Here is a 25,895-nt window from a genome sequence, read left to right as displayed (position 1 = left end):
CCATATAAAATCAAGATTTTCTTCGCTTTTTTCTTTATATATATTTTTTACTATTGTTAGTTATGAACAAATTTATTACGGTATTTTTTGTGGTATTGAAATATTTAGTAGTAAAGAGAAGAGTGATATATTTATATAAAAACCTCTTTAAGTGTGAAAACATAATTCTCACACTTAAATTTAGTTTATTTAATGCTTAGCTAAACGACTATCTATCCATGCACCAAGTGGTGTAGTGATTTTTTGTAATAACCAACTAACTACAATAAATGTAATTAACCAAGCAATTACAGCTGCCCATGCAGGAAATATATCAAAGAATATATCATAACGACCAATTAATGGCCAGTGAATTAAATATACTTCAAATGAATAAAGTCCATATATTGATAAAAATTTATTATCAAATTTCTTAAGAGAAAAGATAACAATAAATGCGAACATTATAACAATAGAAGTAAGTTGGTCAACAAAATATCCTTTTCCTAAAATTGCTGTTAATGTAGGCCAATGATTAGCAGTTGTATGTAAAGACATATAAACTACAACACCAAGCATTAAAGCAATAACAATATAAGGGGTAAATTTAGCTTTATTTCTAAATTCTTTTAAATATACAACCAATTTATTTTCTTTATCTTTTGTTTCAAATAAAAGCCAAGCAAATACAATACCTAAAGAAAAAGCAACTGTATGTAATCTATGAAGCCAATTATCACCCATATCTAAAGGATTATAAACTCCAATCAATGTGGTAATTACAGCTAAAATTATTGCACTTAACCATGGTCTTTTTGTACTAAAAACTAAAGGAAAAAGTACATAAAACATCATCATCCAAGTTATGTACCAAAATGGTGAATTAACATCAGCAAATCCTTCTGCTGTAGGAAACCATCCAAGTAAAGATTGAATCATATAAGGAACAGAATAATGAATATCTAAAAATATTGCATTTGCAGCAAATATAAGAATAATTGCTACCCAAAATGGAATAAATATTTTTATTACTCTTCTTTTATAAAATTCTAAAATCGGAAGTGGTTTTTTCAACATTCCAACAGTTAAACCATATCCTGACATGAAAAGAAATAAATCAACCCCTACTCCTGCAATAATTGAAAGAGGAAAAAGAAAATCAGCATTTGTTACTAACATGTAAGCAAAATGTGCAAAAACAACTGTTAAAATTCCTAACCCTTTTAGCTCTTGAGTAACAGAAACAGGAAATAAATCTGTATGTTTTGCTCTTTTAAAAGTAAAAAGAACTACTGCTATCAAAATAGCAATAACTATAAGATTAGTTTGATAAATGTCGTCAGTTAAAGTAATAGGCATATACGCTCCCAGATTTTAAATAGTTTTCTTGTAAATTTTGATTTTTCAGAAATTACAATAAACGTGTATTATGATTATAACTACTTATAAATAAAAACGAAATTTAAATAAATAAAAAGATTTTTTTGTTAGAAAAGAGCAATTATTTTAAAAATACTTTAATATTATCAATATCTCTTGTATCAGCAAATTTATTCAACAATGAAGCTAATTGAATTACTTCGTTATTTTTCATTCTAATACAACCACTTGATTCATTTGTTCCAATGGTTGTTTCATCTAAAGTGCCATGTATTCTAAAAGTATTTTTACCATCTACAATATGTGTAAGATTAATTTTTGCAGAACCCATATAATTAAATCTATGTCCAGGTGGAACAATTTTAGGTAAATCTATTCCTCTTTTTTTAAAAGTATCAATAGTATCTTGGGTTGGATACCAAAAAGGTTTTAAAGTGATTGAAGTAACATTACCCTCACCTGTTGGTTTTTTTATTTCATCTTTAGCTGTTGAAACCAGATAAGTCTGAATATTTCTAGTTTTATTGTTAAGTTTCCCTTTTAAAACCATTAGATTTTTTGAAGAATCAACTTCAATTACTAATTGTTCATATAAAGTTATATTAAGAGTTGGATCACTTTTTAGAATACTATTATTTACTGCTTTATGTTTTGGTTCATTGTTTTTTTCAAATTTATATTTTTTTATTTCATCAAAATATTTCATTCCTAAAATACTTTCATTTGAAATATTTGATTTTTCATCCATTGAATTTAAATCTAAAAAAAGAGGATTTTTATCATTATTTTGTTCTAAATCGTAAGAAAGTTCTTTTATAAAAGATTTTTGTATTTTCATAAAATCAGAAATAGTTTTAATTGCATTATTAGCTTCATCAATATTTTTGAATGAACCATAATAAGTTTTAAATTTTTTATCTTTATCTTTTACAATAAAAACTTCTAACTTATTATCTTTTACAATTTTTCGTTTGCAATTCATTGCTCCATCAAAATCCAAAGTTGTACAAACAGCAATTGTATATGTTTTTATATTTGCACAATTAAGTGCTAATTGAAAAAATAATACAAAAAAAATGACTCTTTTCATCTATAAATTAAAATGATTTAACTATTTGTTCTAAACTATTTTTAGAATTTTCTTCCAAAATTCCTTTTTCTAGAATATTTAATTCAACTAAACCTTCATTTATTTTTACAATTGTTCCATCAATATTTAGTTTATAAATAAAATACTTATTTTGTGTGCTGTCATTTAAAGCCAAATTATTGATAAATAAACCATTTGAATCATTTATTAAAGGAATCTTTGAATCTTTATACATCTCTTCTAATTTCCCATTTACTGCAAGTTGTTTTATAAGCCAAGGAGTATTTGAAATATTTGCTATTAAAACTATATTTTTATCTGTATACTTGTATAAATCTTTAAATAAAGCCAAACTATCATGATTTAATACTATCAAATATTTTTCAACTCCTTTTTGAAAAATAGTTTCAAATTTTGAATGTGGATTACTTCCAACAATTTCAAAATATCTTGGAATAAAATCTATGTTTAAAACATTTTTATTATTTTGATTTAATTGATTTTTATTTGGATTTTCTGGTGCTGTTAAATATATCAAAAGTGCAAATCCTATAATTGCTAAGATGACTATTTTAAAACTACTTTTTATCATTTTATTCCTAAATTTTATTATTTTTATATCTTATTTTTGTTTTTTAGCCCATCTTTTAAATAATCTAAAATTTGTTATTTCTTCTTCTAGTTCTTTATTATTAAAAATATTTTCCACTAAAATATAAGCTAAATATGGAGATAAAACAAAACCTCTTCCACCAACTCCATTTAAAATATAAAGATTCTCAATCATCTCTAAATTTTCATTTTTTATTTGAAATCCATTTTTTAAGTGGGGATACTTTTCAAAACTTTTTTCTGCATCAACCAACTTTCCAACCATAGGAAAATAGTCCACACTTGAAGCCCTTGCACCAATCTTTACATCTAAGACTTTTATATCATTTAAGACTTTTATATCATTAGCTTTTTTCAAAAGTTCAGCTATATCATTTTGTATAATATTATTTGTATAATCATTATGTTTGATTTTATTGATATTTTTTAACTTTAAATTGTAACTACTATCTATTTTATTATCATCAAATCTATTATGAGTAGCTCCTATTGAAACTACTTGTTCATTATTTGAAAGTGATAATGAACACTCTTTATGATAATTAATATCTATACGAGTTGTAGTATTTATATCTATCTTTTGTCCCCAAACTGCTCTAATATCTAAATACTTTTCCTCTATTAATGAAATATCCGCACCTGTTGCTAAAAAAAGATTTTTAGCTTTTATTTCATTATTTATATTCCAAATATTCTCTTCTTTTTTTATGGTTTTTACTTCATAATCAAAAAGTTTTTGTGTATTATTCGAAAGCTTTTTACAGAGTTCATAAGGTTTTACTAAACTTCCTATTTTAAATAAATAGCCCTCTTCATACTTCTCAAATTCAAAATCCATATGGGGAATATAACTTTGAAATTTTTCTTCATCTTCATTATTTTTTGGAATTCGACATGTTCCACAGTTTATCAAATCTGTAGAAAAATACTCTTTATAATAATTTATTGAAAAGTTTAATGATTTAGTTATTAAATCTTTAAACTTATTTGGTTTTCCTAAAAGTGGAGACAAAAATGCTCCTGCTGCTCCACTTGCACCAAAAGCTACATCTTCATTTTTATCTATTAATAAAACTGATTGAGAATATTTTGATAAAAAATGAGCCAATGAACAACCAGCAATTCCAGCTCCAACAATTACATAATCAAATTCTTGTTTATTCATTTTTATCCGATTTTTCAAAAAGTTGAAGATTTGGTCTAAAATATCCACGTCCACCTTTTAAACTAATACATTTATGTTTTGGAAATTTCTTTTTATAATATTCAAGTCTTTCTTTAGTAGTTTTTCCTGTATCACAATAAAAAACAAAAACTGAATTCAAGGGGAATTGCTCCATCAAAGGAGGATTATAAATCATAGTTTGCATGTTTTCAATAGGTTTTAAAATTGTATCAATTAAAACAACTTTGATACCTTCTTTTTCCAACTCTTTCTTATTTTTTAGAAACTCTTGCTGAGTCCATTCATCTTTAGAAAACATAATAATAATTTCCTTTTCATTAAATGCTAATATTAGTATATTCCCTATTAAAAAAAAGTAATTCTTATAAGATTTTGGATAAAATTATTGTTAATTGAATAATGGGGATAATTTATGAAGATTTTAGTTACAGATGATTCTAAAATGGCAAGAAAGATGGTTATAAAAACTTTAAAAGATGTTATTAAAGAAGAAGTTGAAATACACGAAGCTGAAAATGGGCAAGAAGCCTTGGATTTATATAAACAATTATTACCAAAATTAGTTTTTATGGACTTGACAATGCCTATTATGGATGGGTTTGAAGCCCTTCAAAATATAAAAGAATTTGATGAAAATGCAAAAGTTGTAATTATTTCAGCAGATATTCAAAAATTATCTATGGAAAAAGCATCACAATTAGGAGCATTTAATTTTATAAAAAAGCCTATTGATCTAGCTAAAATGGAACAAATACTTAATAAAATCGCAGAATTGGATAAATAATGAAATCTGATATAACTTTAAGTGAAGATGAAAAAGATTGTTTACAAGAACTTATGAATGTTGCTTACGGAAGTGCAACTGCTGCAATTACTGAAATTCTTGATGCTTTTGCAAAACTATCTATTCCAAAAATTCAAATTATAAATGCAAGTGAATTAAAAACTTATTTATCAAATGAATTAAATTTGGAAGTTGAACATTTAGTATCTTTACAACAAATTAATGGAACTCTTTGTGGTGAAAATATGTTTGTTATTGACAAACAATCTGCAAAAAATATAGCTTACAAATTTGGTCTTGAAGAAGATGAAGTAAATGATGAAGAAATTGCAGATGTTGTTTTAGAAATAACAAATATTTTATCATCATCAACTATAAGTAAATTAGCTGAAGATATAGATACTAATGTATCTTTTTCAGCACCAACAATTAAAACTTTAACTTCAATAGATCAATTAAAAAATATATTTATTTCTAAATATAAAAAAGTTATTATTATATCAACTCAGTTAAAATTTGAAGATTTAGATATAAATGCCGAATTATTTATTTTTACAACAGATAATTCTATTTTATATATAAAAGAAAAACTAAAAAAAATATTAGATGAGTTTTAATCGTGAAAACAAATAAATTTGATGTAATTTGTAACACTGTTGATAATGGAATAATTCTTATCAATAAAAATTTAGAAGTAAAATTCTGGAATCGTTGGCTTGAAATCAGAACAGGTATTAACTCAAAAAATATAATTAATAAAAATTTAAAAGATTTTTTTCCACAAATCGATGATAAAAAATTGACTAGAAAAATAACTACAGCTTTAAAATTAAATTCTTCTACTTTTTACACACCTCAAATTAGTAAATTTTTGTTAAATATCGAACTATCAAAAGTTGCTGATAAAGTTTTTAATGAAATGCAACAAAGCATTACAATTACACCTTATGATATTGAAAATGAGTTAGCTATTGTGTATATTTATGACACAACTATTTTGTCTGAAATAAACTATAAACTAAAAGAAATAAAAGAAGAAGTAGAAGAAAAAAATGAAGAATTAAAACTTTTATTTGATACAACTATGGAAGCAATTATTGTTTTTAAAGATAATAAAATCAAAGATTGTAATCAAATAGCATTAGATTTATTGAATTTTACATCAAAAGAATCTCTTTTAAAAAAAGATATTCATGATTTAAATTTAGATATTTTAGAAAAAAATCATACAAAACCAATTGAAACAACTATAGTAAGAGAAGATAAAAGTTCATTTAAAGCCCTTGTAAACATAAAAAATGCAACTATTAAATCTCAAAGTTTAAGAATACTTACAATCATTGATATTACAGATATAAAAAGAAAAGAGAACCTTTTATCAGAACAAACAAAACTTGCTGCTATGGGTGAAATGTTGGGAAATATTGCCCATCAATGGAGACAACCTTTAAATATAATTTCGATTACATCATCAAGTACAAAATTGAAAAAAGAAATAGGTTTATTAACTGATAAAATGTTAATTGATGCTTTGAAGTTAATATCAGAAACCACTGAGCATTTATCAAATACAATTGATGTTTTTAAAGACTTTTTAAAAGAAGATAAAGAAAAATATTTATTTAACTTAACTCAAAATATCAATAATAATATCTCATTAATAGAAACTATTTTAAATGAAAATCATATACGATTGGACTTAAATTTAGATAACGATATTTATATTTATAATTTTGCAAATGAGTTTAGTCAAGCTTTGATAAATATATTACACAACGCAAGTGATGCTATTGATTCAAAACTAAAAGAAAGCGATTTAAGAATTATAAAAATTACAACTAAACAGATAAATGATGAAGTAATTATTGAAATAATTGATAATGCAGGTGGAATAGATAAAGAAATTATAAATAAAATCTTTGAACCATATTTTACAACAAAACATAAATATCAAGGGACTGGATTGGGATTATATATGACTCATAAAATAATTCAAACAAGCATGAAAGGTAAAATATTTGTTTGTAATGATAAATTTATTTTTGAAGATCAAGAGTATCAAGGTGCTCTTTTTAGAATAACTTTAAAAAACAATACTTGATTGACATTCACTCAACCTTTGTGATACAATATGTTTTTAAATATTAAAATATATTATTCAAATAATAGGATCGAAAATGGCAAAAAGTTTATATGAAACACTAGAAATTAATGAAAAAGCATCAGCAGATGAGATAAAAAAAGCTTATAGAAAATTAGCAAGAAAATATCATCCTGATGTTAATAAAGACCCTCAAGCTGAAGAAAAATTCAAAGAAATCAACGCAGCATACGAAGTTTTAAGTAATCCAGAAAAAAAACAACAATATGATCAACATGGTGATTCAATGTTCGGTGGACAAAATTTTCATGATTTTGCACGTGGTCAAGGCTCAAACGTAGATTTAGATGAAATTTTACGACAAATGTTTGGTGGAGGCGGTGGATTTGGTAGATCTGGCTTTTCACAAGGTGGATTTGGAGGGTTTAGTGAACCTGACTTAGATACAAATGCACAAATTACTATTCCTTTTGATGTTGCTGTTCTTGGTGGAAAACAATTTATCAATTTAAATAGTGACTCTTTTGATGTAAAAATTCCTGAAGGAATTGAAGATGGACAAAAAATAAGAGCAAAAGGAAAAGGAAAATCATATCAAGGACAAAAAGGTGATTTAATCCTAAAAATAAATGTAGCCTCAAATCCTGATTATGAAAGAAATGGTGATACTTTAATCAAATCTTTTGATTTACCATTAAAAACAGCTTTATTTGGTGGTAAAGTAGAAATAAAAACTATACATAAAGATATTACACTAAAAGTTCCACAAAATACAAAACAAAATCAAAGATTTAGAGTAAAAGAACTTGGAGTTTTAAATAGAAAAGCAGGAGTTAGAGGAGATTTGTATTTAAAAGCAAATATTGTTTTACCTAAAATCGAAGATTTAGATGAAGAATTTGTAAAAATTCTAGAAGAAAAACTTCCTTCAAATTAAAAGGTTCGAATTATGGAAACAAATAGCTATATAGAACCTGTTTATCTAATTTCAGCTGTTGCTGAGATTTTGAGTATTCATCCACAAACATTAAGACAATATGAAAGAGAAGGCTTAATAAAGCCCTCGAGAACAAACGGAAAGATTAGGCTTTATTCTCAAAAAGATATTGACCATATAAAATATGTTTTAACACTTACAAGAGATTTAGGGGTTAATTTAGCTGGTGTTGATATTATTTTACAGCTAAATCAAAAAATTGAGATTTTAGAAAATGATATTCATATTTATAAAACAAAAATTAAAAGTATCAATAATCTATCTGTTGTTCCAGATACAAAGGCTTTAGTTGTACAAAAAACATCTTTTGATATGGTTATTATTGAAAAAAGAAAAAAATAGGATACAATTTCATCTATGTTAAAATTTATCTACAAAAGTTCAATATGAAAAATAAATTATTTAAACTTATCCCTCTAATATCATTTGTATTGTTATACTCTTCTTTATCAAGTTTTGGAAAAGAAGAAATTCATAATAAAAACAATGACATAAAGATAGAACAACTACAAGTAAAACAAATAGCTTCACAAGAAATTTTAAAAAAAATCGCACAACATGAAATAGAAAATAGTTGGATTAATGCTTCTATTATTTCAGTTGAAAAAGATAATTTAGATTCAAAGTGGATTGTTATTTTTAAAAATAGTGAAAATAATTTAAAAGATAAAAAACTTAATATTTCTATTAATTTAAATGGTGATATTCTTGAAAGTAAAGTTATTTAAAATATTTATTTTTATATTAACTCATCTAAGCTAGATAATCCAAAATTATTTATTGTTTTAAACTCTATTTCCAAACCCAAACTAAAAAGTATAATATCCAAAGTTTTAACAGAAGTATTTCCCAACTCTCCACGTTCTACTTTTCCAAGAGTAACTCTACTAATTCCACATTTAGAAGCTAGTTGTTCTTGAGTTATTTTTTTTGCTTCTCGTAAAGTTTTAATTTGCTGTCCAATTTCGTATAGTTTCAACTGAAATCTCCTTTTGTGATTTTTGACTTAATGATAACTTCCAAGAATCAATCATTTTTTGCCCTATTTCTTCAAACTCTTCATTTGTAGTTATATATTTTTCTAATTCTTCTATACTATTTTTTAAAACTTCTATACAATTTTCATAAATATTATTTGCATCATTTTCATTTAAATAACAATTTTGTATTCCAAATTTTACAAGCTCTTTTTTACCTAACCATAATTTTTTACCTTGCATTGTAAGAGCTGGTTTATCTTTATGAAAATAAACTACTGTATTTACCACATCGTAAGCTGGTGAAAACCATATTTTTGAAAAATCATCATTATAAAGTATTCCAAAGTTTTTAAGGTGCGCATCACCATTTTTAAGTAAATAATTCATAATTACTACTTTATAAAAGCTTTTTATATCTTCTAATTTATTTGTTGTAACACTATAAATCACCTTTGCAACTTGTTCATAACTTCCACTATATTTTTCATCTTTATTTTTTCCAAGTAAAGTTAAAATCTCTTCAAAACCTAAAAATGTATCATTTTCTTTATCATAATTAAATCGCTCAACTAACAAAAACTTATTGTTTTTTGAAAGTTGTATATTTGGAATTTTTACACCTGTTTTCTCTATAGCTTTTAAACAAAAATATTCATTAAGTGCAAGTTGTGGATATTCTTCTCCCCAAGTTTTTATAATGTACTCTTTTGTAGATAAACTCTCTTTATCTTTTAACAGAGCCAATGATTTTGGCTGAACACCTGAAATTGCATTTTTATCTAAAAAAGCAGTAACTATTTTAGTAAAGGTATCTTGTGAATCATTTTGTAAAACTTCATCTATGTCCAAAGATAAAAACTCTTTTTGATTTACAAAACTTTTGTATGATAATCTACTTTGGATATTTGAACAAATATGAGAAAAAACCAAAAAATCATCAATATAACCATACTCTTTGGTCAAATATTTTTTAAATATCTCAAATAAATATCCCTCAGGCATATTCATATCAAAAATTGGATGAAGTTTGTAGTGCCAAATATATGTAGATGATTTATAAGGCATAATTAATGAAATGGGTTTATAATCACTTGTATAGTTAAATCCATACTGATTTTTTTCTTTTTCAAAAAAAAGATTCCCAACTTCTTGATTGTTTATATTTACTTTTATATCTTTCATATTTTGCTCTAAATGATAAATTTACTTATCATTATATGATTTTTATTTATAAATGTAAAGTAAATTTATCATAAATAATGAGATATTTATTAATTTAACTATATTTTTATATTCAAAATATTTCTTAAATTTACATACTTAAAGTATAATGTTAATTCCAAATAAATTTTACCTATAGAAGGACAAATTATAATGTTCAAAGATAAAAATGGTCAATTATTAAAAATAGGAGATTATGTTTGTTACAACAATGAAAAATATGAAATATTTTATAATAAAACATATACCAGTATAAAAAAGATAAATGATGAGAATAGTGTTCACATTAATATAAAATATATTCAAGATAAATTAACTAAAATACCTATTGAATATATAAAAGAGAATTATCCAGAATGTTTAGTGTGATTATAAAGTGTTATTGTTTAAATTTTATCTTTAGCTGATAAAATAATATCAAAAAAATTAATTCGATATTATTTTAATAATTTTTTTAAAAAGTTTATTTCTAAAACTTCTCTATCAAATCCTCAAACACTTTTCCTAATCCCTCAACCTCTTTTACAGTTGTTCTCTCTCCAATACTATGAATAGTATCATTTATAACTCCAAACTCGATAGCTTCTATTCCAAATGCTCCAAAATATCTAGCGTCACTTGTTCCACCTGCTGTGCTGTGTTTTGTTGTTACTCCTAAAACTTCTTTAATTGAAGTTTCCATGGCTTTAACAACCTTTGATTCTTTGTTTGTTACAAATGGATACGAGCCTTGAGTTGTTCGTAAAGTATAGTTTAGATGTCCGAAGATTTTTTCTATGTAGGCTTCTACATCTTCTTTTTTTGTGTTTGTTGAATTTCTTACATTAAACATCAAATCAAGTTTATTTGGTGTTACATTTGTTACTTGCATTCCAGCTCTTATATCTGTGATTACAAGTTTACTTGGAGCGAAATATTCATCTCCATTGTCTAGGTCGTAACCTGCTATTTTTTCTAAAAGAGGTGCAATTTGATGAACTGGATTTATTCCTTTTTCTGGATATGCTGCGTGCCCTTGTTTTCCTTGGATTGTTAAATATCCATTTATGCTTCCTCTTCGCCCTACTTTTATGGCATCACCAAATACCTCTTCACAAGTTGGTTCTGCCACAACTGCGTAGTTTGGAATCATATCTATCTCTTTTAAGTGTTCAAGCATTTTGATAGTTCCGTAAGTTCCCTCACCTTCTTCGTCTGATGTAAGAAGAATTGATAAAGTACCATCAAAATTTTTGGCATTTTTACAAGCATATAAAAAAGCAGCATCACCACTTTTCATATCTTGTGCACCTCGTGCTGTTATTACTCCATCAATCACATCAGCAGCAAATGGTTCAACTGCCCATCCTTCACCAGTTGGAACTACATCTATATGACCTGCAAAACAAAGATGTTGTGGGTTTTCGTTGAATTTTTTGTAGTAAAATCTATTTTTTGTATTTTCCATATCAACTTTTATACAAGTCCACGTATTTCCTAAATACTCTTCTATAAAATCAAATGCTCCATCATCGTTTGGAGTTATTGATTTGAATCTTAATAATTTTTGAAATAATTCTATAATAGTCATTTATATATCCTTTTAATTATGGGGAATTTTAGCTAACTTAACTTTATTTTGTTATATAATTGATTCTACTAAAAAGAATTTTTTTTTATTATTTAATTATATTGGGGATTTTGAATGACTAAACTTGGAAAACTATTTTATGTGCTTTGTTTTTTAATCATTGTTTATATTGCTTTTGGATTTAAAGTTGTACCGATTGTTTTAAAAGACCAATTGATAAAAAACTTAGATGAAAATCTCACACAAAAGACAGATATCGGTAAAATAGAATTTAACCCACTAACTTTAAAAATAATAATTCATGATTTTAAGATATTTGATTCAAATGACCTAACAACTATTTCATTTAAAGAATTTTCAGTTGATTTTTCACTTTTAAGATCTATTAAACAACAAAATATTAGATTTAAAGATATTACACTAAAAGATGCTTTTGTAAATGTAATTCAAGATAAAGATGGAAATCTAAATCTATCAAATCTTCTAAACCCTTCATTAAATGAAGAAACTCAAGAAGAAGAAAAGAGTTCTTCAAATATTGAGTTTTTAGTTTCAAAAATTACATTAGATAATGCAAATATACAATATTCAAAAGAGGGAGAGATTCCTTATTCTTTAGATTTAAAAAATATAAATTATACTTTATATGATTTAGGAACTTATAAAAATAGTTTATCTTCAAATGATTTAAAACTTAAATTAAATGAATACACAAATATTTCAATTGGTGGAGCATTTAAGTTACAGCCACTTAAAGCTTACGGAAAAGTTTTAGTTGAAGATTTAAGAATAAAAGAGTTACTTACATATAAAAAGGATTTGTTAAATTTTGATTTAGATGAAAAAGCCAACTTGAATTTAGAATTGAACTATAATCTTGACACTACAACTAATTTTGATTTAAAATTAAATACTAATAAATTTGAAATAAACAATCTAAATTTAACTCAAAATAAAACTGCATTATTAAACCTTGAAAAACTTGATATAAAAACTTTTGCTTTTGATTTACAAAATCAAGATATAAATTTTGATAATATTGATTTTAACAATTTAAAAGCAAATATGATTTTAAATAAAGAAGGAATTAATTTTGCAAAATTAATTAAGCAAACAAATACAAAAGAAGAGCCTAAAACAGAAAATTTAACAACAAAAGAAGAGATAGAATCAAAACCTTGGAATGTTAATTTATCAAATGTAAGATTGAATAATAATGATTTTATTTTTACTGACAAAATAAATAATAACTCAACTCAAAGTAAAAATTTTAATATAAATTTTAACAACTTAAAAATTGTAAATTCTGATATTGATTTAGATACTTTGGTAGTAAATAATCCAAATTTCAACTTTAATGATAATAAAAATGACTTATTTATTTCATCAAAAAACACCAATATAAATCTTGATAAATTGAGCTTGAAAAACAATATTTTAGATATAAATAAAATAGATATTTCAAAAGATAATCTGAACTTCAATGATAAAAAATCAAATTTTAATCTAAATACAAAAAAAATTGATGTTTTAGTTAAAAATTTAAAAATAGTTGATACAAAAACTTCTATTGAAGATATAACTTTGAAAACTCCAAATCTAAATTTTGATGATATAAAATCAAAAATAAAATTAGAAAGCTCAAATATAAATCTTAATGTAAACTCTTTTTTACTTGATAAAGAAGATATTTCTATTAAAGATATAAAACTTATAAAACCATCTATTAATATGAAAGATAAAACAAATAATATAGAACTAAGTGCAAAAGATATTCAACTTCATATTAATAATATTGTAAATAAAAAAGATGATTTATCAATAAACTCTATAAAACTATTTGAACCAAAACTTGATTTTTTAAATACAAGTGATAAAACAAAAATTGTGGCTAAAAATCTTGATTTAGAAATAAAAAAACTTTCAAATGGTAAAAATGGATTTAAAATAGATAAAACAAATCTAAATAAACCTGATGTTTCTATAATTTTGGCTAAAAAAGAGAATCAAATAGAAAATGAAGATAACATAAAACTTGATTCAAAAGAAGTTGAAACTGTTAAAAAAGAAGACAATAAATCTTCAAAAACTAAACTAGATATTGGTCCTGTTAATATTAAAAATGGGATTTTTAGTTTTGAAGATAAAAATTTACCAATTCCTTTTAAAACAACAGTTACAAAATTAAATGGGAAAATTTCAGAATTTAAAAATAAAAAATCAAGCACTACTAATCTTGAGGTAAAAGGTGTTGTAGATGAATATGGAGTTGCTAAGATTACAGGTGTTGTTCATCCAAATAATATAAAATTATTAACAGATATTAATATGATTTTTAGCAATATCGCTATACAAAACTTTACTCCATATTCTGGTAAATTTGTAGGAAGAGAGATAAAAAGTGGGAAATTGGATTTAGATTTAAAATATAATATAGAAAAATCAAATCTTGAAGCTAAAAATAATATAGTTATTTCAAAATTAGAACTTGGAGAAAAAATTGAAAGCCCTGATGCTGTATCTTTACCTTTAGATATTGCAATTGCTTTGTTAAGGGATTCAAATGGTATTATAGATATTAATCTTCCTGTTTCAGGAAATGTTGATGATCCACAATTTGCAATTGGTTCAATTATTTGGAAAGCTTTTGTAAATCTAATGACAAAAGCAGTAACAGCACCATTTTCACTTCTTGGATCAATGTTTAACTTTAGTGAAGATGAAATAAAAAGTGTAAGATTTGACCCACTTGAAGATGAAGTTGGACCTATTCAAAAAGAGACTTTAGATAAAATAGTACAAATCTTAAAAGCAAGAAGTGAAATTGCTATTGAATTATCACCTTCATATGATGAAACTAAAGATGGTTATGCTCAACAAAAACAAAACTATTTAGCAAGAAAAGATGATGATAGAAATCTTAAAAAAGAAGAAATTGAAGCTTTGATTTTAAAAGAAAAAATAAAAATACCTAATTTAGAAAAAATTGCACAAAATAGAATAATAAATATAAACAACTATCTTATTAAAGAAAAAGGAATTAATCCTAAACAAGTTATTCTAATAACAAATAAGATAGGAAATAATAATTCTTCAATAAATCTCAATGTAACAAAACCTAAATAATTATTATTTATAGTTATAAATATAGAATAATATTGACTTATTATTCTATAACTGATAATATCCTAAAAATCGTAAGTTAAGGAAAAAAATTGAATAAAATTTTACCAACTATATTGATAGTTTTTTTATGTGTAATTTATTATGAAACTTATAAACAAGCTACAAAAAGTGTTAAAAGTAAAAGATTAGATTGTCAAGAAACAACAACTACTTTTGAAAGAATATTTACAGATGAGCCTATAAAAGAAGCTATAGAAACTTTTAAATTAGATAATTATGAAATAAATTCTTCAATTGAATATTCAAAATATATGAAAAGTAATTTAATAAATATTTTAACAAAAGAGCAAAGTGAAGATAAACTGAAAAATATTATCAAAAAATATATACACAATATAAATTTAAATAAAAATGATAAAAAAGTTTCAATAAATTATTATATTTATGAAAATGATAAACAAGATATGGATAAAAAAAACAAAGAAGCAAAAAATTATGCTGGTTATTTAATGTTTGAGTTTAAATACAATAATAAATTAATTTATAAAATACAAACTGATTACATGGATACGAATATAAGTGATTTAGACGAAAGAATGGATTGTGTTATAAATTCATTTATTTCTATGTATTAAAAAATACTAAAAGCTAAAGTTTTATAACTTTAGCTCCAAAGCCACCACTACTTGGATGTGCATCTTCAAAACCTCTAACTTTTGGATGTTTTTTTAAGTACTCTTTTACTGCAAAGGCAAGTTTTCCAGTTCCAATTCCATGGTAAACTAAAACTTCCTCAAAACCTGCAAGTAAAGCATCTGATAAAAATTTATCAAGGTTTTCAAGAGCTTCATCGGCTCTTTGTCCATGTAAATCTAATTTTATATTTCCAGTTTCTGGTTTTTCAATAGTTATTGTTGCTTTTTTTGTTGGGATTTTAGGAGGTGGATTTCCACTTCTACTTAAATCAGCTAACATAACTTGAACTTTCATTCCCATGTCATTTTCAATAAAGGCTTTTGCACCTTTAATTGAAACAATTGTTCCTTTTGTATTTCTATATTTTACTCTATCACCCTCTTTTAACTCAACTGGTTCTTGAACTTTTTCAGTTTTGATTTCGACAGCCATTTTATGAGCAATATTTAGATGTTGATGTGATTCTTGCACAAGTTTTGCTTTTATAGCTTTTTTTGCTTCATCTCTTGCTTCACTATACTCTTTGTGAAGTTTTGATTTCTCAGAATAAATATGTTCATCAAGTTTTTCTTTTTGGTCTTTTAGATTTCCAGAGATTCTTTTCATATCTGCTATTTCTTCATCAAGTTTTGCAATTTTTTGTTTATATTCTCTCTCTAAAGAACTACTTCTTTCAATTAACTCATTTAACTTATCTTTATCATCACCATAAACCTCTCTAGCTCTTTTTACAACACTTAGAGGAATTCCATATCTTGTTGCTGTTTCAAAGGCATAAGAACGCCCTATTGTTCCTTGTAAGAACTCATAAGTTGGTCTTTGGTTTTCTTCATCATAAAGGGCTGCAATTAATTCAACATTCTCATTTGCAGCCATAAGTGCTGCTAATCTTTTATGGTGAGTTGTGATAATTACTTTTATATCCCTTTGGATTAAATCTTCGATTATTACTTTAAATAAACTAGCAGCTTCATCTGAATCAGTTCCAAGTTCTATCTCATCAACTCCAACAATTGCGTTTTTACTTCCAAAAAGTTTTGAAAACTCAACCATACGACCTGCAAATGTAGAAATATCATTTTTTACACTTTGGGGGTCATCTAAAACAGCATTTATTGATTTGAAATTACTAACAACCGTATCATGGTGGGCTTTATATGGAAGTAAATATTTAGAAAGAAAAACAGCTGATAAAATAGATTTTAACATCATTGTTTTCCCCCCTGCATTTACTCCTGTAATCATTACGACTGATTTTGTAAAATCAATTGATATTGGTTTTGCATTGTGTAAGGCTGGATGGCAAAAATCCACAAGTTTATTAACATCATTTTTTGAAGGAAGAATAAAGTTTTTATCCCCTATTTTGGCAAAAAATAGTCTTGCTTGATAGTGGTCAAATCTGTCAAATTCTTTGTTTAAAAACTTTAAAAATAGAAGATTTTTTTCAAATAAAGATGAAATTTCTTTACAGATTTTAAATAAAATCTCTTCTTGTTTATTTTTTAAATCACTTTGTTTTTGTTTAAGCTCAGAAATACTATGAGGAACTACATAAAAAAATCCAGAATTAGAACGGTCAATTACAGAACCGTTTAATACGTGATTAAATCCACCTCGAACCAATAAAGACTCTTCGCCATTTATATAATGAACTTGAGAATCAACTAAATAAGTTCTTACTTTTGTAGAATTAATTATCTTGTAAAGGCTTTGTTTAATTGCTTCTTTGTTTTTTGAAATTGCATATTTTATGTTGTCAAAATCTTCATTTATTCCATCTTTTAGGTTTGCTTTATCATCAAAATAGTCTGAGATTTTTATAATATCACTTGGAATAACAATCTTATCAAGCCATTCGGCAAGTTTTCCATCAAAAGAGAATCTTTTTAGGTATCTAAAATAATTTATCATTTTAATAAATTCAAAAATATCATCAATTCTTAAAATACCTTGTTTTTGAATATGCATCAAAGGTGTATCAAGGTTTTCAATTTTGTTTGGTGCTTTTATGTCAAATTTTGACAACTCATTTATAAGTTTGTAATGAAGGTTTATATCACCTTCTAAAATTATAGATTTCTCACGAGCCATAAGTTTCGAGAAACTCTCGATATAATCAATTAAGTCTAGTTTTTTTAGTATATTTTGCATGGCTTGGATTATAGCTAAAAGGCTATAATATTTTTATGAAGTTTATTTTATATATATTTTTAATGTTCTAATATATTTAAAACCACAGACGCTATAGAATAAGAGACTAATCATAATTACTATTTTATGTGACAAGGAAACGAAACACAAGATAATAAGACTATAGAATCTGTTAGGTTAAGTTTATAAAAAGAGTTTTTAAACTCTCTTTATAATATTTTAAAACTCCATTTTCATAGAAAGAGCAAGAGTTCTTGGATTACCTAATTCGAAATTACTAGCCCAATAAACTTCATCTGTTAAATTTTGTAGATTTAAATTAAATGTTGTAGGATATTCATCAATTTTTGTTTTATATCTTAAACCTGTATCATATAATGTATAACTTGGCAAAATATCAGTATTTGCTTCATCTGCATATTTTCTACCTGTATAGTATGCTCCACCTGTTAGTGTTAAGCCACTAATTTGTGGAATATCATATTCTGCATAAAGTTTTGCCATTTTTGTTGCTGCATTTGTTGGCTTTTTACCTTCTAAACTTTTATCACTTGCTTTTTCTACACTTAAATCCATCAAAGTTCCTCCACCAAATAGTGTTAAATCATCAGTTACTTTTCCAGTCATTGTAAGTTCAAATCCTTGATGTATAGCTTCACCATCTTGCGTCAATTTGGGTTTTAGTGTTGAATTATTTTCATAACTGTTTGCTTTTTCAATTCTAAATAATGCACTCGTCAATAAAATACTTTCATTAACTGTATATTTTGTACCAATTTCATATTGTTTACTTTTGTATGGAGCTAATATTTCACCTTCATTTTCATATGTATTTCCAACTATAGTTCCTGCTTCTAAACTTTCTATATAAGTTGTATAAGTTGTTAAATCTTCAATAGGTTTATAAATAATAGATAAAGTTGGCGTTAATTCAGATTTATCATATTTTGTATTTACTCTATAATTTGTATCTATTACACTAGCATAATTTACACCAACTAAAGCACTCCATTGATCATTAAAAGTTATATCATCACCAATTAGAATATTATTATATTCTATTTTTGACCTTGATTTTAGTGCTTGTGTACCTAAATTATTACTCCAAAGAGAATTATCAGGTTTAACCAAATTTTTAAATTCATCCAAACTCATATTATTACTTGGATAATAAAAAGCCCAATTATCTGAATGGGTAAAATTTTTACTATAATTTAAAGAATATCCTGTCGTTAAAATATGACTTATATTTTTTGTATCAAAACCAGCATCTAAATAGATATTTGCACCATAATTCTCGGTCTCTTGCCAAGCACCATTTGAAAAGTCTGAATAACTTACGATTCCACTATTATCCAAAAAAATAGTTGAATCACCTGATCTATGTTTTACTTTTTCATAAAAAGTATTTGTTCTGATAGTAAAAATATCATTTAAATTCCAATTAATATTATTTTCAATCTTATTTGATTGTATTTCATTTTCTACCCAATCTGGACTATAACTTTTGTTCTTTTTTATACTGGTTCTATTAAAATCAGGCATCCATGAAGCAAAATAAGAATTTACTCCTTTCCCTAAACTATCCTTATAAGAATATTTTATATCTGTATAAAAATCATCTGTTGGCTTCCAATCAAAAACTAAACTAATATTTTTTTGCTCTTTTTTTGAAGTATCTGCCAATTCTCCATTTTGATAAAGTATATTTGTTCTATATCCAAATTCATGATTATTATCAAATTGTCCACCTAAATCTATATGAGAAAAATATGATTCATTACCATAACTACCAATTGTAACCGTTCTTAAATCTTTCACTGTAGGCTTTTTAGTAATATAATTTACTGCACCTCCAACTCTTCCTCCTCCATATAAAAATCCAGTTGCACCATTGATAATTTCAACTCTTTCTATATCTTGCATCATCGGTGCACTCGAAATACCATTCGAATATGGAATACCATTTACTATTGGATTTCTTACATTAAAACCTCGAATATATGTAGATTCAATATCTCCTGTATTCGTAGAATTTCCTTTCACTTCTTGAGTAGTTGGATTCATTTTAAAAATTTGATTCATATCTTTAGCAAGTGAATTTTCTATTAAATCATTAGAGATTACACTCATTGAATAAGGAGTGTCTTGTAAACTTCTTTCTCCCCAAAGTCCAATTCCAGTTATATTTTCTACTAAATATCCATCTTGAGCACTTCCACTTTTATATACTCCATCAGTTACAGAAATTTCTTCTAAAACTGTACCTTTCCCAGAAATTGTTTTTACTTCTTTTATTAAAATAGTTCCATCTTCAACTATAGCTTTTAGATTTGTACCTTTTAAGATTTCATTTAGAGCATTTTGAACACCCTCAATATTTTTTATATTTGGTGCTTTTTTGCCCTCAAGTAGTTTGCCATCAACCATATATGGCATATTTGATTTTTGAGAGATTACTTCAATCGCCTCTTTTAAAGATAGATTTGAAACTGTAAATTGCTCTGCATTTAAACTTGTACTTAATAATAAAGCCAAAGCAGGAGCAATAAGTGATGATTTAAATTTAGTCATTTTTTATCCTTATATATTTAAGAACGATTATCAAAATCATTCTTTCCAACAATAAGACGTTTGACTTTTAAAAATCAGACACTTTTTTTGAAGAAATTTTTAGATTTTAAGATTTTGAATGAAGTTAAATGCTTTAACTTCATTCTTTAAAAAATTTCAAATTACTTTGATTCTTTTCAACTTTTATAGAATAAATCTTTGGAAGTGCTACTAAAAACTTATCAAAGTCATTGATTGAAAATTTCCCTGTAATTGCTGTATTTAGCACTTCTTCATTTTGATATTGAACATTTATATCCTTATATCTTGAAAATTCATCTAAACTCTCTTTTAAAGAAGTTTTATTAAAAGTTAAAAATCCCTTTTCCCAACTAGCTATTGTTTCTGTTTCTGTTTTTCCCAAATTTATGATTTCACTATTATTTGAAAATATTTGTTCACCTTGTTTTAAAAGAATGATTTTTTTATTTTGTGATACTTTTACAATTCCCTCTTTTACTTTTACACTTAATTTTTCTTTTATATTTGAGACTTCAAAAGCTGTTCCTACTACTTCAATTTTTGCACTTTTTGTTTTTATGATAAAAGGTTTTTCTTTATCTTTTGTCACATAAAAAACAGCTCTTCCCTCAATAAAATCTACATCTCTACTATTTTTATAAAAATTAATATTCATATTTGAATGCACATCCATTACTATTTTTGAATTATCAGGAAGAATAAGAGTATTTTGGACTTGGTTTGTTGAAATAAAACTTTTAGAATAAATTGGTGTTGTTAATTCATAATAGTTATATGAACCAAAACCAACACAGAGTAAAAACATAGCTGCAATTGCAATTTTTTTACCATATTCTTTAAATCTTGTTTTTTTTGCCCCTTGATTTGCCCCTTGAACCAATTGCTCTTTTAAACTATCTGAAAAAATCAAAAATGATTCTCTAATTTGTTTATTTGAGTTATATGCTTCTTGATTAGAATTATCTTTTTCTAACCAATCTTTTAACTCTTTTTCTTCAATGGTATTTAAGCCCTCTTTTTCTTTGATAAGCCAAGATATTGCTTGTTCATCTATATTTTTCATTAATTATATCCCTCAATACTATTTAGCTTCTCTTTTATTTTTTCACTTGCGCGAATAATATGTTTTTCAACAGCAGCTGTACTAATTCCCATTTTTAATGCTATTTCTTTCCGTGAATAACCCTCAAATACATGTAATATGAAAGCTTGTTGATTTTTTTCAGGTAAGCTATATAAAATTTTTAGTAGAAGTTCTTGCTGATTTGCTTTAGAAATTTGTTCATCGGGTTGTTGTTCTTGTGGAATGCTATGTTCTTCTTCCTCATATTCAATCTGAACTGCATTTTTTTCTTTTCGAGATTGGTCAATCACGATATTTCTTGCTAATTTATATAAATAGGCTCTTTTATTATCAATAGGAGTAGTTTTAGAAACCTCAAACATCCTACTATAAGCTTCTTGAATTATATCTTTAGCTTTTTCTTTATCTCCAACCATTCGCTGGACATAATATATTAATTCATGATAACACTCTAACATCAAATAAATAATCCTCTTATTGATTTTGAGAAATGTTATCATAATTAATATTAAGAATAATCAATAGAAAATAAAGACTAAAAATATATCTTTTATCAGAATTATTTTTTTATTGAATTTTATTTTTTAGGTCTAAAAGCTTTTATAACTTCTTCATTACAAACTAAAAATGGTCCTTCCATTAAATCAATACAATAAGGAATTGCTGGAAATACAGCATCTAAACACTCTTTTATTGATTTTGGTTTACCTGGAAGATTTACTATTAAAGAACTTCCTCTTAGACCTGCTGTTTGACGTGATAAAATTGCAGTTGGTACAAATTTTAATGAAACTGAACGCATTAATTCTCCAAAACCTGGCATCATTCTATCACATACAGCTTCGGTAGCTTCAGGAGTTACATCTCTAAGTGCTGGTCCTGTTCCACCAGTAGTAACTACTAAACAACAGTTTTCATCATCAACTAAATCTTTTAAAGTGTCTTCTATAGTTTTTTGATCATCTTCAATACATCTATAAATAGGTTCCCAAGGTGAATTTAAATAACTATTTATTGTATCAATAATCGCTTGTCCTGATAAATCTTCATATTCTCCACGACTTGCTCTATCTGAAGCTGTAACAATTCCAATTTTTGCTATTTTTTCATTCATAATAAGTGCCCTTTTTCTTTTATATAATATACTGTTGCAAAGTTCTTAAAAAATTCTTTGGCTTTTGAAGCATCAATAATCTTATCAACTCCACCTAAATAAACTTCTATAATTGTCCCTTCATCCAAAAGTTTTTGAAGTTTTTCTTCTTTCCACTCATAATAAAGAAGTTCTTCTAACTCTTTTATTGTTCCTAATTTAAAATACTTTGAAGTATCAAAATTTGTAGGAAAAATAACATTTTCCAAAAAAGATTGACAATAAGCATTTGCATCTTTTTTGAAATACATAAGTTGAGTTCTTTTAAATTTATCATCATAATTTTGGAAAAAAGCAGGAGAAAAGAGTTGAAGTTTATCAACTCTTTTTGTTGAATTCAAAGCCTCTTCAAAGGCTTTTATAGCACCATAAGAAAAACCACAAAAAGTAAAATCATTTTTTATTAAATACTTTTCAAATAGTTCTGATTCTTGAAAAAAACAAAAACCAGAAAAATAGTTTTTAGATGTCATCAAAAGTAATTACCTCATTTTTAAGCATAATTTCTTTTAATCTATTTATCTCTTCTACGTTTTGTGATAATTCACTTCTTAAATCATTTTTTATATCTAAAAGTAGTTCATCTACAGAATTTAGCATTTTATATTTATTTACAACATCATTAGCTGTTTTAAAAGCTTTTTCTAAATCTTCATGATTTATTGCGTATTTCTCTTTTTTTATAACTTCAACACCAATAAATCCAGCTAAATCTCTTCTTATATTTTCACATAATTCTTGAAAAGAAGGATAAGTTGAATTTAATTTTTCAACACTTTCATCAAATAAAGCTACTTTTGTTTTTGAAATAAAAGCCTTTGAAGCTTGATAAATAGCTAAAATTTCCTTTTGTTTATCATCTAAAATCTTAATTTGTTTTTTACCAAATTCAAGTTTGTTTTTTGCCACTTGAATATCTGAACTATTTAATATTCTTTTATTATTTTTAATCATATTTAATAAAGCTTCATTTATTAGTGTTGCAAGTGCTGCTGAACTAAATCCAGCTGTTTCATTTACTAATTTATTTATATTTATTTCATGATTTTTACCTGTTAAATATAACTCTAAAATCTTTTTTCTATCATTTATATTTGGAAGTCCCACATGAACTCGTCTATCAAATCTTCCAGCTCTTAAAAGTGCATCGTCTAAAACTTCTATTTTATTTGTTGCTGCAATTACTATAACTCCACTATCTCCATCAAATCCATCCATTTGAGTAAGAAGTTCGTTTAAAGTTGATTCTCTTTCATCATTTGATTTTCCACTTCTAGCTTTTCCAACAGCGTCAATTTCATCTATAAAAATAATTGCTGGTGCACTTTGTTTTGCTTTTGCAAAAAGTTCTCGCACTTTTTTTGCACCCATTCCAACATAAATTTGTACAAAACTAGCGCCACTTTGATAAAAAAATGGAACATCAGCTTCACCTGCAACTGCTCTTGCAATAAGTGTTTTTCCAACTCCTGGAGGACCTACAAGTAAAACACCTTTTGGAAGTTTAACTCCATATTCAAGATATTTTTTTGGATTATTTAAAAAATCAACAACTTCTTCTAGTTCTTCTTTTATCTCATTTATTCCAGCTACATCTTTAAATGTAACATTTGAAGTTACAGCTTGAATATTTGAATTTAAATCTTCATTTGAGATTTTTGCTCTACTTTTTATAATCTCATCATCAAAAGCTGTTTGTTTTTTATTTTTATTAAAAAAAGCTCTAACTTTATCTTGTTTAACCCTCAATAATAAAGCTAAAAAGAGTAAAATAAACAAAAAAATAATTCCTATATAATAAGAACTTCCTTGTATATGAGAACTACTTTTATAAATAGTATAAATAAATAATATTAGCAATACAAGTGCTGATATTGCCATTAATTTAAAATTTTTATCTAAATTTTTTTTATTTGAATCTTGCGACATTTTTTTCCAGCCTTACTTCATAATCATCTATAAAAACCCAATCTCCAACTAAATCTACAGGTGAATCAATCTCTATTTGATTAAAAAACTGATCAAATCCTATATATTTACCATTTTTTTCTTGTTCAATTAAAATTTCTAATTTTTGAGTATTATTTTTTCTAAAATTATAATTTTTCTCATCAATTATTTTAATAAGTTCATTGTATCTAACTTTAGCAATATCACCTTTAATTTGAGGTTTCATTGTAGCACTTGGTGTTCCATCTCTTTTTGAATAAGTAAATGCATGAACGTGAGTAAGAGGAAATCTATGTAAATTTTGCATCGCTTCACGCCATAATTCTTCTGTTTCACCAGGATGTCCAACAATAAAATCTGTTCCTAAAGCGTATCCATTTGAACTTAAAAATTCAAAAAGTTCTAAATCAGATAAAACCTTATTTCTTCTATTCATTATTTGTAACATCTCTTTTGAAGTATGTTGAAGTGCAATATGAAGATGTTTTGCCATAAATGGCTCATTTATTAGCTCTTTAAACTCATCATCAATTTGAATAGGTTCAATACTTCCCATTCTTATTCTTCTTACACCTTTGATTAAAGACATTTTTTTTAGAAGTTTTGCCAGACTTGTATGCCGTTTTTTACCGTAAGAGCCAACATTTGTTCCAGTTAAAATAAACTCTCCAAAACCATTTGAAGCCAAAGTTGTAACTTGCTCTAGAATTTTATCTTCAGAATAACTTCTAGCATCACCTCTTACATAAGGAATAATACAATATGAACATCTAAAATCACAACCCTCTTGGATTTTAATAAATGCCCTACTTTTTCCAATAAACTCTTCAACTATTGTTTCATCAATATGAGTTAAATCACCAGCTTGAAAAAATCTACTCTCATTTAATAAAAGCTCATTTATTTTCTCTTTTTCAGAGTGTCCAAAAAGTGAATCAACTTTATCTTCTTTAAAAAGAGCTTCACCTTTTGTCCAAACTCCACAACCAGTAAATATTACCCTTGGATCTTTTGGAAGTTTTTTTAAACCACTTATATAGCCACGAGCTGTGCTATCTGCACTATTTGTTACTGTACATGAGTTGATAATTACAACATCCGCTTCTGTTTCTTCTTGTGTTACTTCAAAATCTTTTAAATTACTCATCATAACTTGAGTATCAAAAACATTTGTTCTACAACCAAAAGTTTTAAAATATACTTTTGGTTTGTTTTGTGAAAAATTCATTAATATATA

25 protein-coding genes are annotated in these 25,895 nt (G+C 25.6%); 9 read left to right on the top strand and 16 right to left on the bottom strand.

What is annotated here, in order from left to right; genetic code table 11:
• Positions 1–189: 189 nt before the first annotated feature.
• The 5 genes from ASUIS_RS06415 to ASUIS_RS06395 form a co-directional block, all read right to left on the bottom strand.
• A complete protein-coding gene (locus ASUIS_RS06415; RefSeq protein ID WP_118886244.1) occupies positions 190–1,338 on the bottom strand; it encodes an acyltransferase family protein in 1,149 nt (382 codons plus the stop codon).
• 142 nt (positions 1,339–1,480) lie between these two features.
• Positions 1,481–2,449, bottom strand: coding sequence for a L,D-transpeptidase (locus ASUIS_RS06410; protein ID WP_192894470.1), 969 nt, complete (start codon positions 2,447–2,449; stop codon positions 1,481–1,483).
• Positions 2,450–2,456: 7 nt separating this feature from the next.
• A complete protein-coding gene (locus ASUIS_RS06405; protein WP_192894469.1) occupies positions 2,457–3,041 on the bottom strand; it encodes a hypothetical protein in 585 nt (194 codons plus the stop codon).
• 30 nt (positions 3,042–3,071) lie between these two features.
• Positions 3,072–4,226 carry an FAD-dependent oxidoreductase gene (locus ASUIS_RS06400; RefSeq protein ID WP_118886243.1) on the bottom strand — a complete coding sequence of 385 codons (1,155 nt, stop codon included), beginning with the start codon at positions 4,224–4,226 and terminating at the stop codon, positions 3,072–3,074.
• Positions 4,219–4,545 carry a hypothetical protein gene (locus tag ASUIS_RS06395; RefSeq protein ID WP_118886242.1) on the bottom strand — a complete coding sequence of 109 codons (327 nt, stop codon included), beginning with the start codon at positions 4,543–4,545 and terminating at the stop codon, positions 4,219–4,221. Before ASUIS_RS06395 ends, ASUIS_RS06400 begins: the two co-directional genes overlap by 8 nt.
• Before the next feature lie 114 nt (positions 4,546–4,659).
• On the opposite strand from ASUIS_RS06395, the gene ASUIS_RS06390 reads away from it, so the two are divergent.
• The 6 genes from ASUIS_RS06390 to ASUIS_RS06365 all read left to right on the top strand — a co-directional run bounded on the left by ASUIS_RS06390 (position 4,660) and on the right by ASUIS_RS06365 (position 8,857).
• A complete protein-coding gene (locus ASUIS_RS06390) occupies positions 4,660–5,031 on the top strand; it encodes a response regulator (RefSeq protein ID WP_118886241.1) in 372 nt (123 codons plus the stop codon).
• Positions 5,031–5,648 (top strand): chemotaxis protein CheX, encoded by a 618-nt coding sequence (locus ASUIS_RS06385; RefSeq protein WP_118886240.1) that lies wholly within the window; start codon positions 5,031–5,033, stop codon positions 5,646–5,648. Before ASUIS_RS06390 ends, ASUIS_RS06385 begins: the two co-directional genes overlap by 1 nt.
• Positions 5,649–5,650: 2 nt before the next feature.
• Entirely contained in the window at positions 5,651–7,132 is a 1,482-nt protein-coding gene (locus ASUIS_RS06380; RefSeq protein ID WP_192894468.1) for a sensor histidine kinase, read from the top strand.
• 76 nt (positions 7,133–7,208) lie between these two features.
• On the top strand, positions 7,209–8,069 hold the full coding sequence (locus ASUIS_RS06375; protein ID WP_118886238.1) for a DnaJ C-terminal domain-containing protein: 861 nt from the start codon (positions 7,209–7,211) through the stop codon (positions 8,067–8,069).
• Between the two features lie 12 nt (positions 8,070–8,081).
• Positions 8,082–8,471: a heat shock protein transcriptional repressor HspR gene (locus ASUIS_RS06370; protein ID WP_118886237.1), complete on the top strand. Its 390-nt coding sequence runs from the start codon at positions 8,082–8,084 to the stop codon at positions 8,469–8,471.
• Between the two features lie 44 nt (positions 8,472–8,515).
• A complete protein-coding gene (locus tag ASUIS_RS06365; RefSeq protein WP_118886236.1) occupies positions 8,516–8,857 on the top strand; it encodes a DUF6488 family protein in 342 nt (113 codons plus the stop codon).
• A gap of 11 nt (positions 8,858–8,868) precedes the next feature.
• Here the strand turns inward: ASUIS_RS06365 and ASUIS_RS06360 are convergent, their stop codons facing one another.
• The gene (locus tag ASUIS_RS06360) at positions 8,869–9,108 is read right to left on the bottom strand and encodes a helix-turn-helix domain-containing protein (RefSeq protein WP_118886235.1); all 240 of its coding nucleotides are present in this window, start codon (positions 9,106–9,108) and stop codon (positions 8,869–8,871) included.
• Positions 9,077–10,291 carry a type II toxin-antitoxin system HipA family toxin gene (locus ASUIS_RS06355; protein ID WP_118886234.1) on the bottom strand — a complete coding sequence of 405 codons (1,215 nt, stop codon included), beginning with the start codon at positions 10,289–10,291 and terminating at the stop codon, positions 9,077–9,079. Before ASUIS_RS06355 ends, ASUIS_RS06360 begins: the two co-directional genes overlap by 32 nt.
• A gap of 192 nt (positions 10,292–10,483) precedes the next feature.
• Here ASUIS_RS06355 and ASUIS_RS06350 point away from each other — a divergent pair, with 192 nt between their 5' ends.
• Complete coding sequence (locus ASUIS_RS06350) at positions 10,484–10,699, top strand: hypothetical protein (RefSeq protein ID WP_118886233.1); 216 nt, start codon at positions 10,484–10,486, stop codon at positions 10,697–10,699.
• Between the two features lie 100 nt (positions 10,700–10,799).
• Here ASUIS_RS06350 and dapE read toward each other — a convergent pair whose 3' ends face one another.
• Entirely contained in the window at positions 10,800–11,900 is a 1,101-nt protein-coding gene (gene dapE, locus ASUIS_RS06345; protein ID WP_118886232.1) for a succinyl-diaminopimelate desuccinylase, read from the bottom strand.
• Between the two features lie 114 nt (positions 11,901–12,014).
• On the opposite strand from dapE, the gene ASUIS_RS06340 reads away from it, so the two are divergent.
• Complete coding sequence (locus tag ASUIS_RS06340; RefSeq protein ID WP_118886231.1) at positions 12,015–15,026, top strand: DUF748 domain-containing protein; 3,012 nt, start codon at positions 12,015–12,017, stop codon at positions 15,024–15,026.
• An 89-nt stretch (positions 15,027–15,115) separates the two neighbouring features.
• On the top strand, positions 15,116–15,661 hold the full coding sequence (locus ASUIS_RS06335) for a hypothetical protein (RefSeq protein ID WP_118886230.1): 546 nt from the start codon (positions 15,116–15,118) through the stop codon (positions 15,659–15,661).
• A 13-nt stretch (positions 15,662–15,674) separates the two neighbouring features.
• On the opposite strand, the gene ASUIS_RS06330 is transcribed toward ASUIS_RS06335, so the two are convergent.
• The 8 genes from ASUIS_RS06330 to mtaB form a co-directional block, all read right to left on the bottom strand.
• Positions 15,675–17,876, bottom strand: a complete 2,202-nt coding sequence (locus ASUIS_RS06330) for an endonuclease MutS2 (RefSeq protein WP_118886229.1) — start codon at positions 17,874–17,876, stop codon at positions 15,675–15,677.
• Between the two features lie 219 nt (positions 17,877–18,095).
• Positions 18,096–20,450 carry a TonB-dependent siderophore receptor gene (locus ASUIS_RS06325; RefSeq protein ID WP_118886228.1) on the bottom strand — a complete coding sequence of 785 codons (2,355 nt, stop codon included), beginning with the start codon at positions 20,448–20,450 and terminating at the stop codon, positions 18,096–18,098.
• A 139-nt stretch (positions 20,451–20,589) separates the two neighbouring features.
• Positions 20,590–21,534, bottom strand: coding sequence for a FecR family protein (locus tag ASUIS_RS06320; RefSeq protein ID WP_118886227.1), 945 nt, complete (start codon positions 21,532–21,534; stop codon positions 20,590–20,592).
• The gene (locus ASUIS_RS06315) at positions 21,534–22,013 is read right to left on the bottom strand and encodes an RNA polymerase sigma factor (protein ID WP_118886226.1); all 480 of its coding nucleotides are present in this window, start codon (positions 22,011–22,013) and stop codon (positions 21,534–21,536) included. The genes ASUIS_RS06320 and ASUIS_RS06315 overlap by 1 nt, the downstream gene beginning before the upstream one ends.
• Before the next feature lie 119 nt (positions 22,014–22,132).
• Positions 22,133–22,669, bottom strand: coding sequence for a molybdopterin adenylyltransferase (gene mog / locus ASUIS_RS06310; RefSeq protein WP_118886225.1), 537 nt, complete (start codon positions 22,667–22,669; stop codon positions 22,133–22,135).
• A complete protein-coding gene (gene bioV / locus ASUIS_RS06305) occupies positions 22,666–23,181 on the bottom strand; it encodes a pimelyl-ACP methyl ester esterase BioV (protein ID WP_192894467.1) in 516 nt (171 codons plus the stop codon). The genes mog and bioV overlap by 4 nt, the downstream gene beginning before the upstream one ends.
• On the bottom strand, positions 23,171–24,637 hold the full coding sequence (locus ASUIS_RS06300) for an AAA family ATPase (protein ID WP_118886223.1): 1,467 nt from the start codon (positions 24,635–24,637) through the stop codon (positions 23,171–23,173). Before ASUIS_RS06300 ends, bioV begins: the two co-directional genes overlap by 11 nt.
• Complete coding sequence (gene mtaB, locus ASUIS_RS06295; RefSeq protein ID WP_118886222.1) at positions 24,618–25,886, bottom strand: tRNA (N(6)-L-threonylcarbamoyladenosine(37)-C(2))-methylthiotransferase MtaB; 1,269 nt, start codon at positions 25,884–25,886, stop codon at positions 24,618–24,620. The genes ASUIS_RS06300 and mtaB overlap by 20 nt, the downstream gene beginning before the upstream one ends.
• Positions 25,887–25,895: the final 9 nt, after the last annotated feature.

The organism is Arcobacter suis CECT 7833 (assembly GCF_003544815.1).
In the GTDB taxonomy this organism is placed as follows: Bacteria; Campylobacterota; Campylobacteria; order Campylobacterales; family Arcobacteraceae; genus Aliarcobacter; species Aliarcobacter suis.
Note: the sequence above shows the minus strand (reverse complement) of the source record. Positions and strands in the feature narration are given on the sequence as shown.

Bases quoted from the DNA above. Each gene is read 5' to 3' on its own strand.
- ASUIS_RS06415 (WP_118886244.1), bottom strand. From the start codon at position 1,338: ATGCCTATTACTTTAACTGACGACATTTATCAAACTAATCTTATAGTT.
- ASUIS_RS06410 (WP_192894470.1), bottom strand. From the start codon at position 2,449: ATGAAAAGAGTCATTTTTTTTGTATTATTTTTTCAATTAGCACTTAAT.
- ASUIS_RS06405 (WP_192894469.1), bottom strand. From the start codon at position 3,041: ATGATAAAAAGTAGTTTTAAAATAGTCATCTTAGCAATTATAGGATTT.
- ASUIS_RS06400 (WP_118886243.1), bottom strand. From the start codon at position 4,226: ATGAATAAACAAGAATTTGATTATGTAATTGTTGGAGCTGGAATTGCT.
- ASUIS_RS06395 (WP_118886242.1), bottom strand. From the start codon at position 4,545: ATGTTTTCTAAAGATGAATGGACTCAGCAAGAGTTTCTAAAAAATAAG.
- ASUIS_RS06390 (WP_118886241.1), top strand. From the start codon at position 4,660: ATGAAGATTTTAGTTACAGATGATTCTAAAATGGCAAGAAAGATGGTT.
- ASUIS_RS06385 (WP_118886240.1), top strand. From the start codon at position 5,031: ATGAAATCTGATATAACTTTAAGTGAAGATGAAAAAGATTGTTTACAA.
- ASUIS_RS06375 (WP_118886238.1), top strand. From the start codon at position 7,209: ATGGCAAAAAGTTTATATGAAACACTAGAAATTAATGAAAAAGCATCA.
- ASUIS_RS06370 (WP_118886237.1), top strand. From the start codon at position 8,082: ATGGAAACAAATAGCTATATAGAACCTGTTTATCTAATTTCAGCTGTT.
- ASUIS_RS06365 (WP_118886236.1), top strand. From the start codon at position 8,516: ATGAAAAATAAATTATTTAAACTTATCCCTCTAATATCATTTGTATTG.
- ASUIS_RS06355 (WP_118886234.1), bottom strand. From the start codon at position 10,291: ATGAAAGATATAAAAGTAAATATAAACAATCAAGAAGTTGGGAATCTT.
- ASUIS_RS06350 (WP_118886233.1), top strand. From the start codon at position 10,484: ATGTTCAAAGATAAAAATGGTCAATTATTAAAAATAGGAGATTATGTT.
- dapE (WP_118886232.1), bottom strand. From the start codon at position 11,900: ATGACTATTATAGAATTATTTCAAAAATTATTAAGATTCAAATCAATA.
- ASUIS_RS06340 (WP_118886231.1), top strand. From the start codon at position 12,015: ATGACTAAACTTGGAAAACTATTTTATGTGCTTTGTTTTTTAATCATT.
- ASUIS_RS06330 (WP_118886229.1), bottom strand. From the start codon at position 17,876: ATGCAAAATATACTAAAAAAACTAGACTTAATTGATTATATCGAGAGT.
- ASUIS_RS06325 (WP_118886228.1), bottom strand. From the start codon at position 20,450: ATGACTAAATTTAAATCATCACTTATTGCTCCTGCTTTGGCTTTATTA.
- ASUIS_RS06320 (WP_118886227.1), bottom strand. From the start codon at position 21,534: ATGAAAAATATAGATGAACAAGCAATATCTTGGCTTATCAAAGAAAAA.
- ASUIS_RS06315 (WP_118886226.1), bottom strand. From the start codon at position 22,013: ATGTTAGAGTGTTATCATGAATTAATATATTATGTCCAGCGAATGGTT.
- mog (WP_118886225.1), bottom strand. From the start codon at position 22,669: ATGAATGAAAAAATAGCAAAAATTGGAATTGTTACAGCTTCAGATAGA.
- bioV (WP_192894467.1), bottom strand. From the start codon at position 23,181: ATGACATCTAAAAACTATTTTTCTGGTTTTTGTTTTTTTCAAGAATCA.
- ASUIS_RS06300 (WP_118886223.1), bottom strand. From the start codon at position 24,637: ATGTCGCAAGATTCAAATAAAAAAAATTTAGATAAAAATTTTAAATTA.
- mtaB (WP_118886222.1), bottom strand. From the start codon at position 25,886: ATGAATTTTTCACAAAACAAACCAAAAGTATATTTTAAAACTTTTGGT.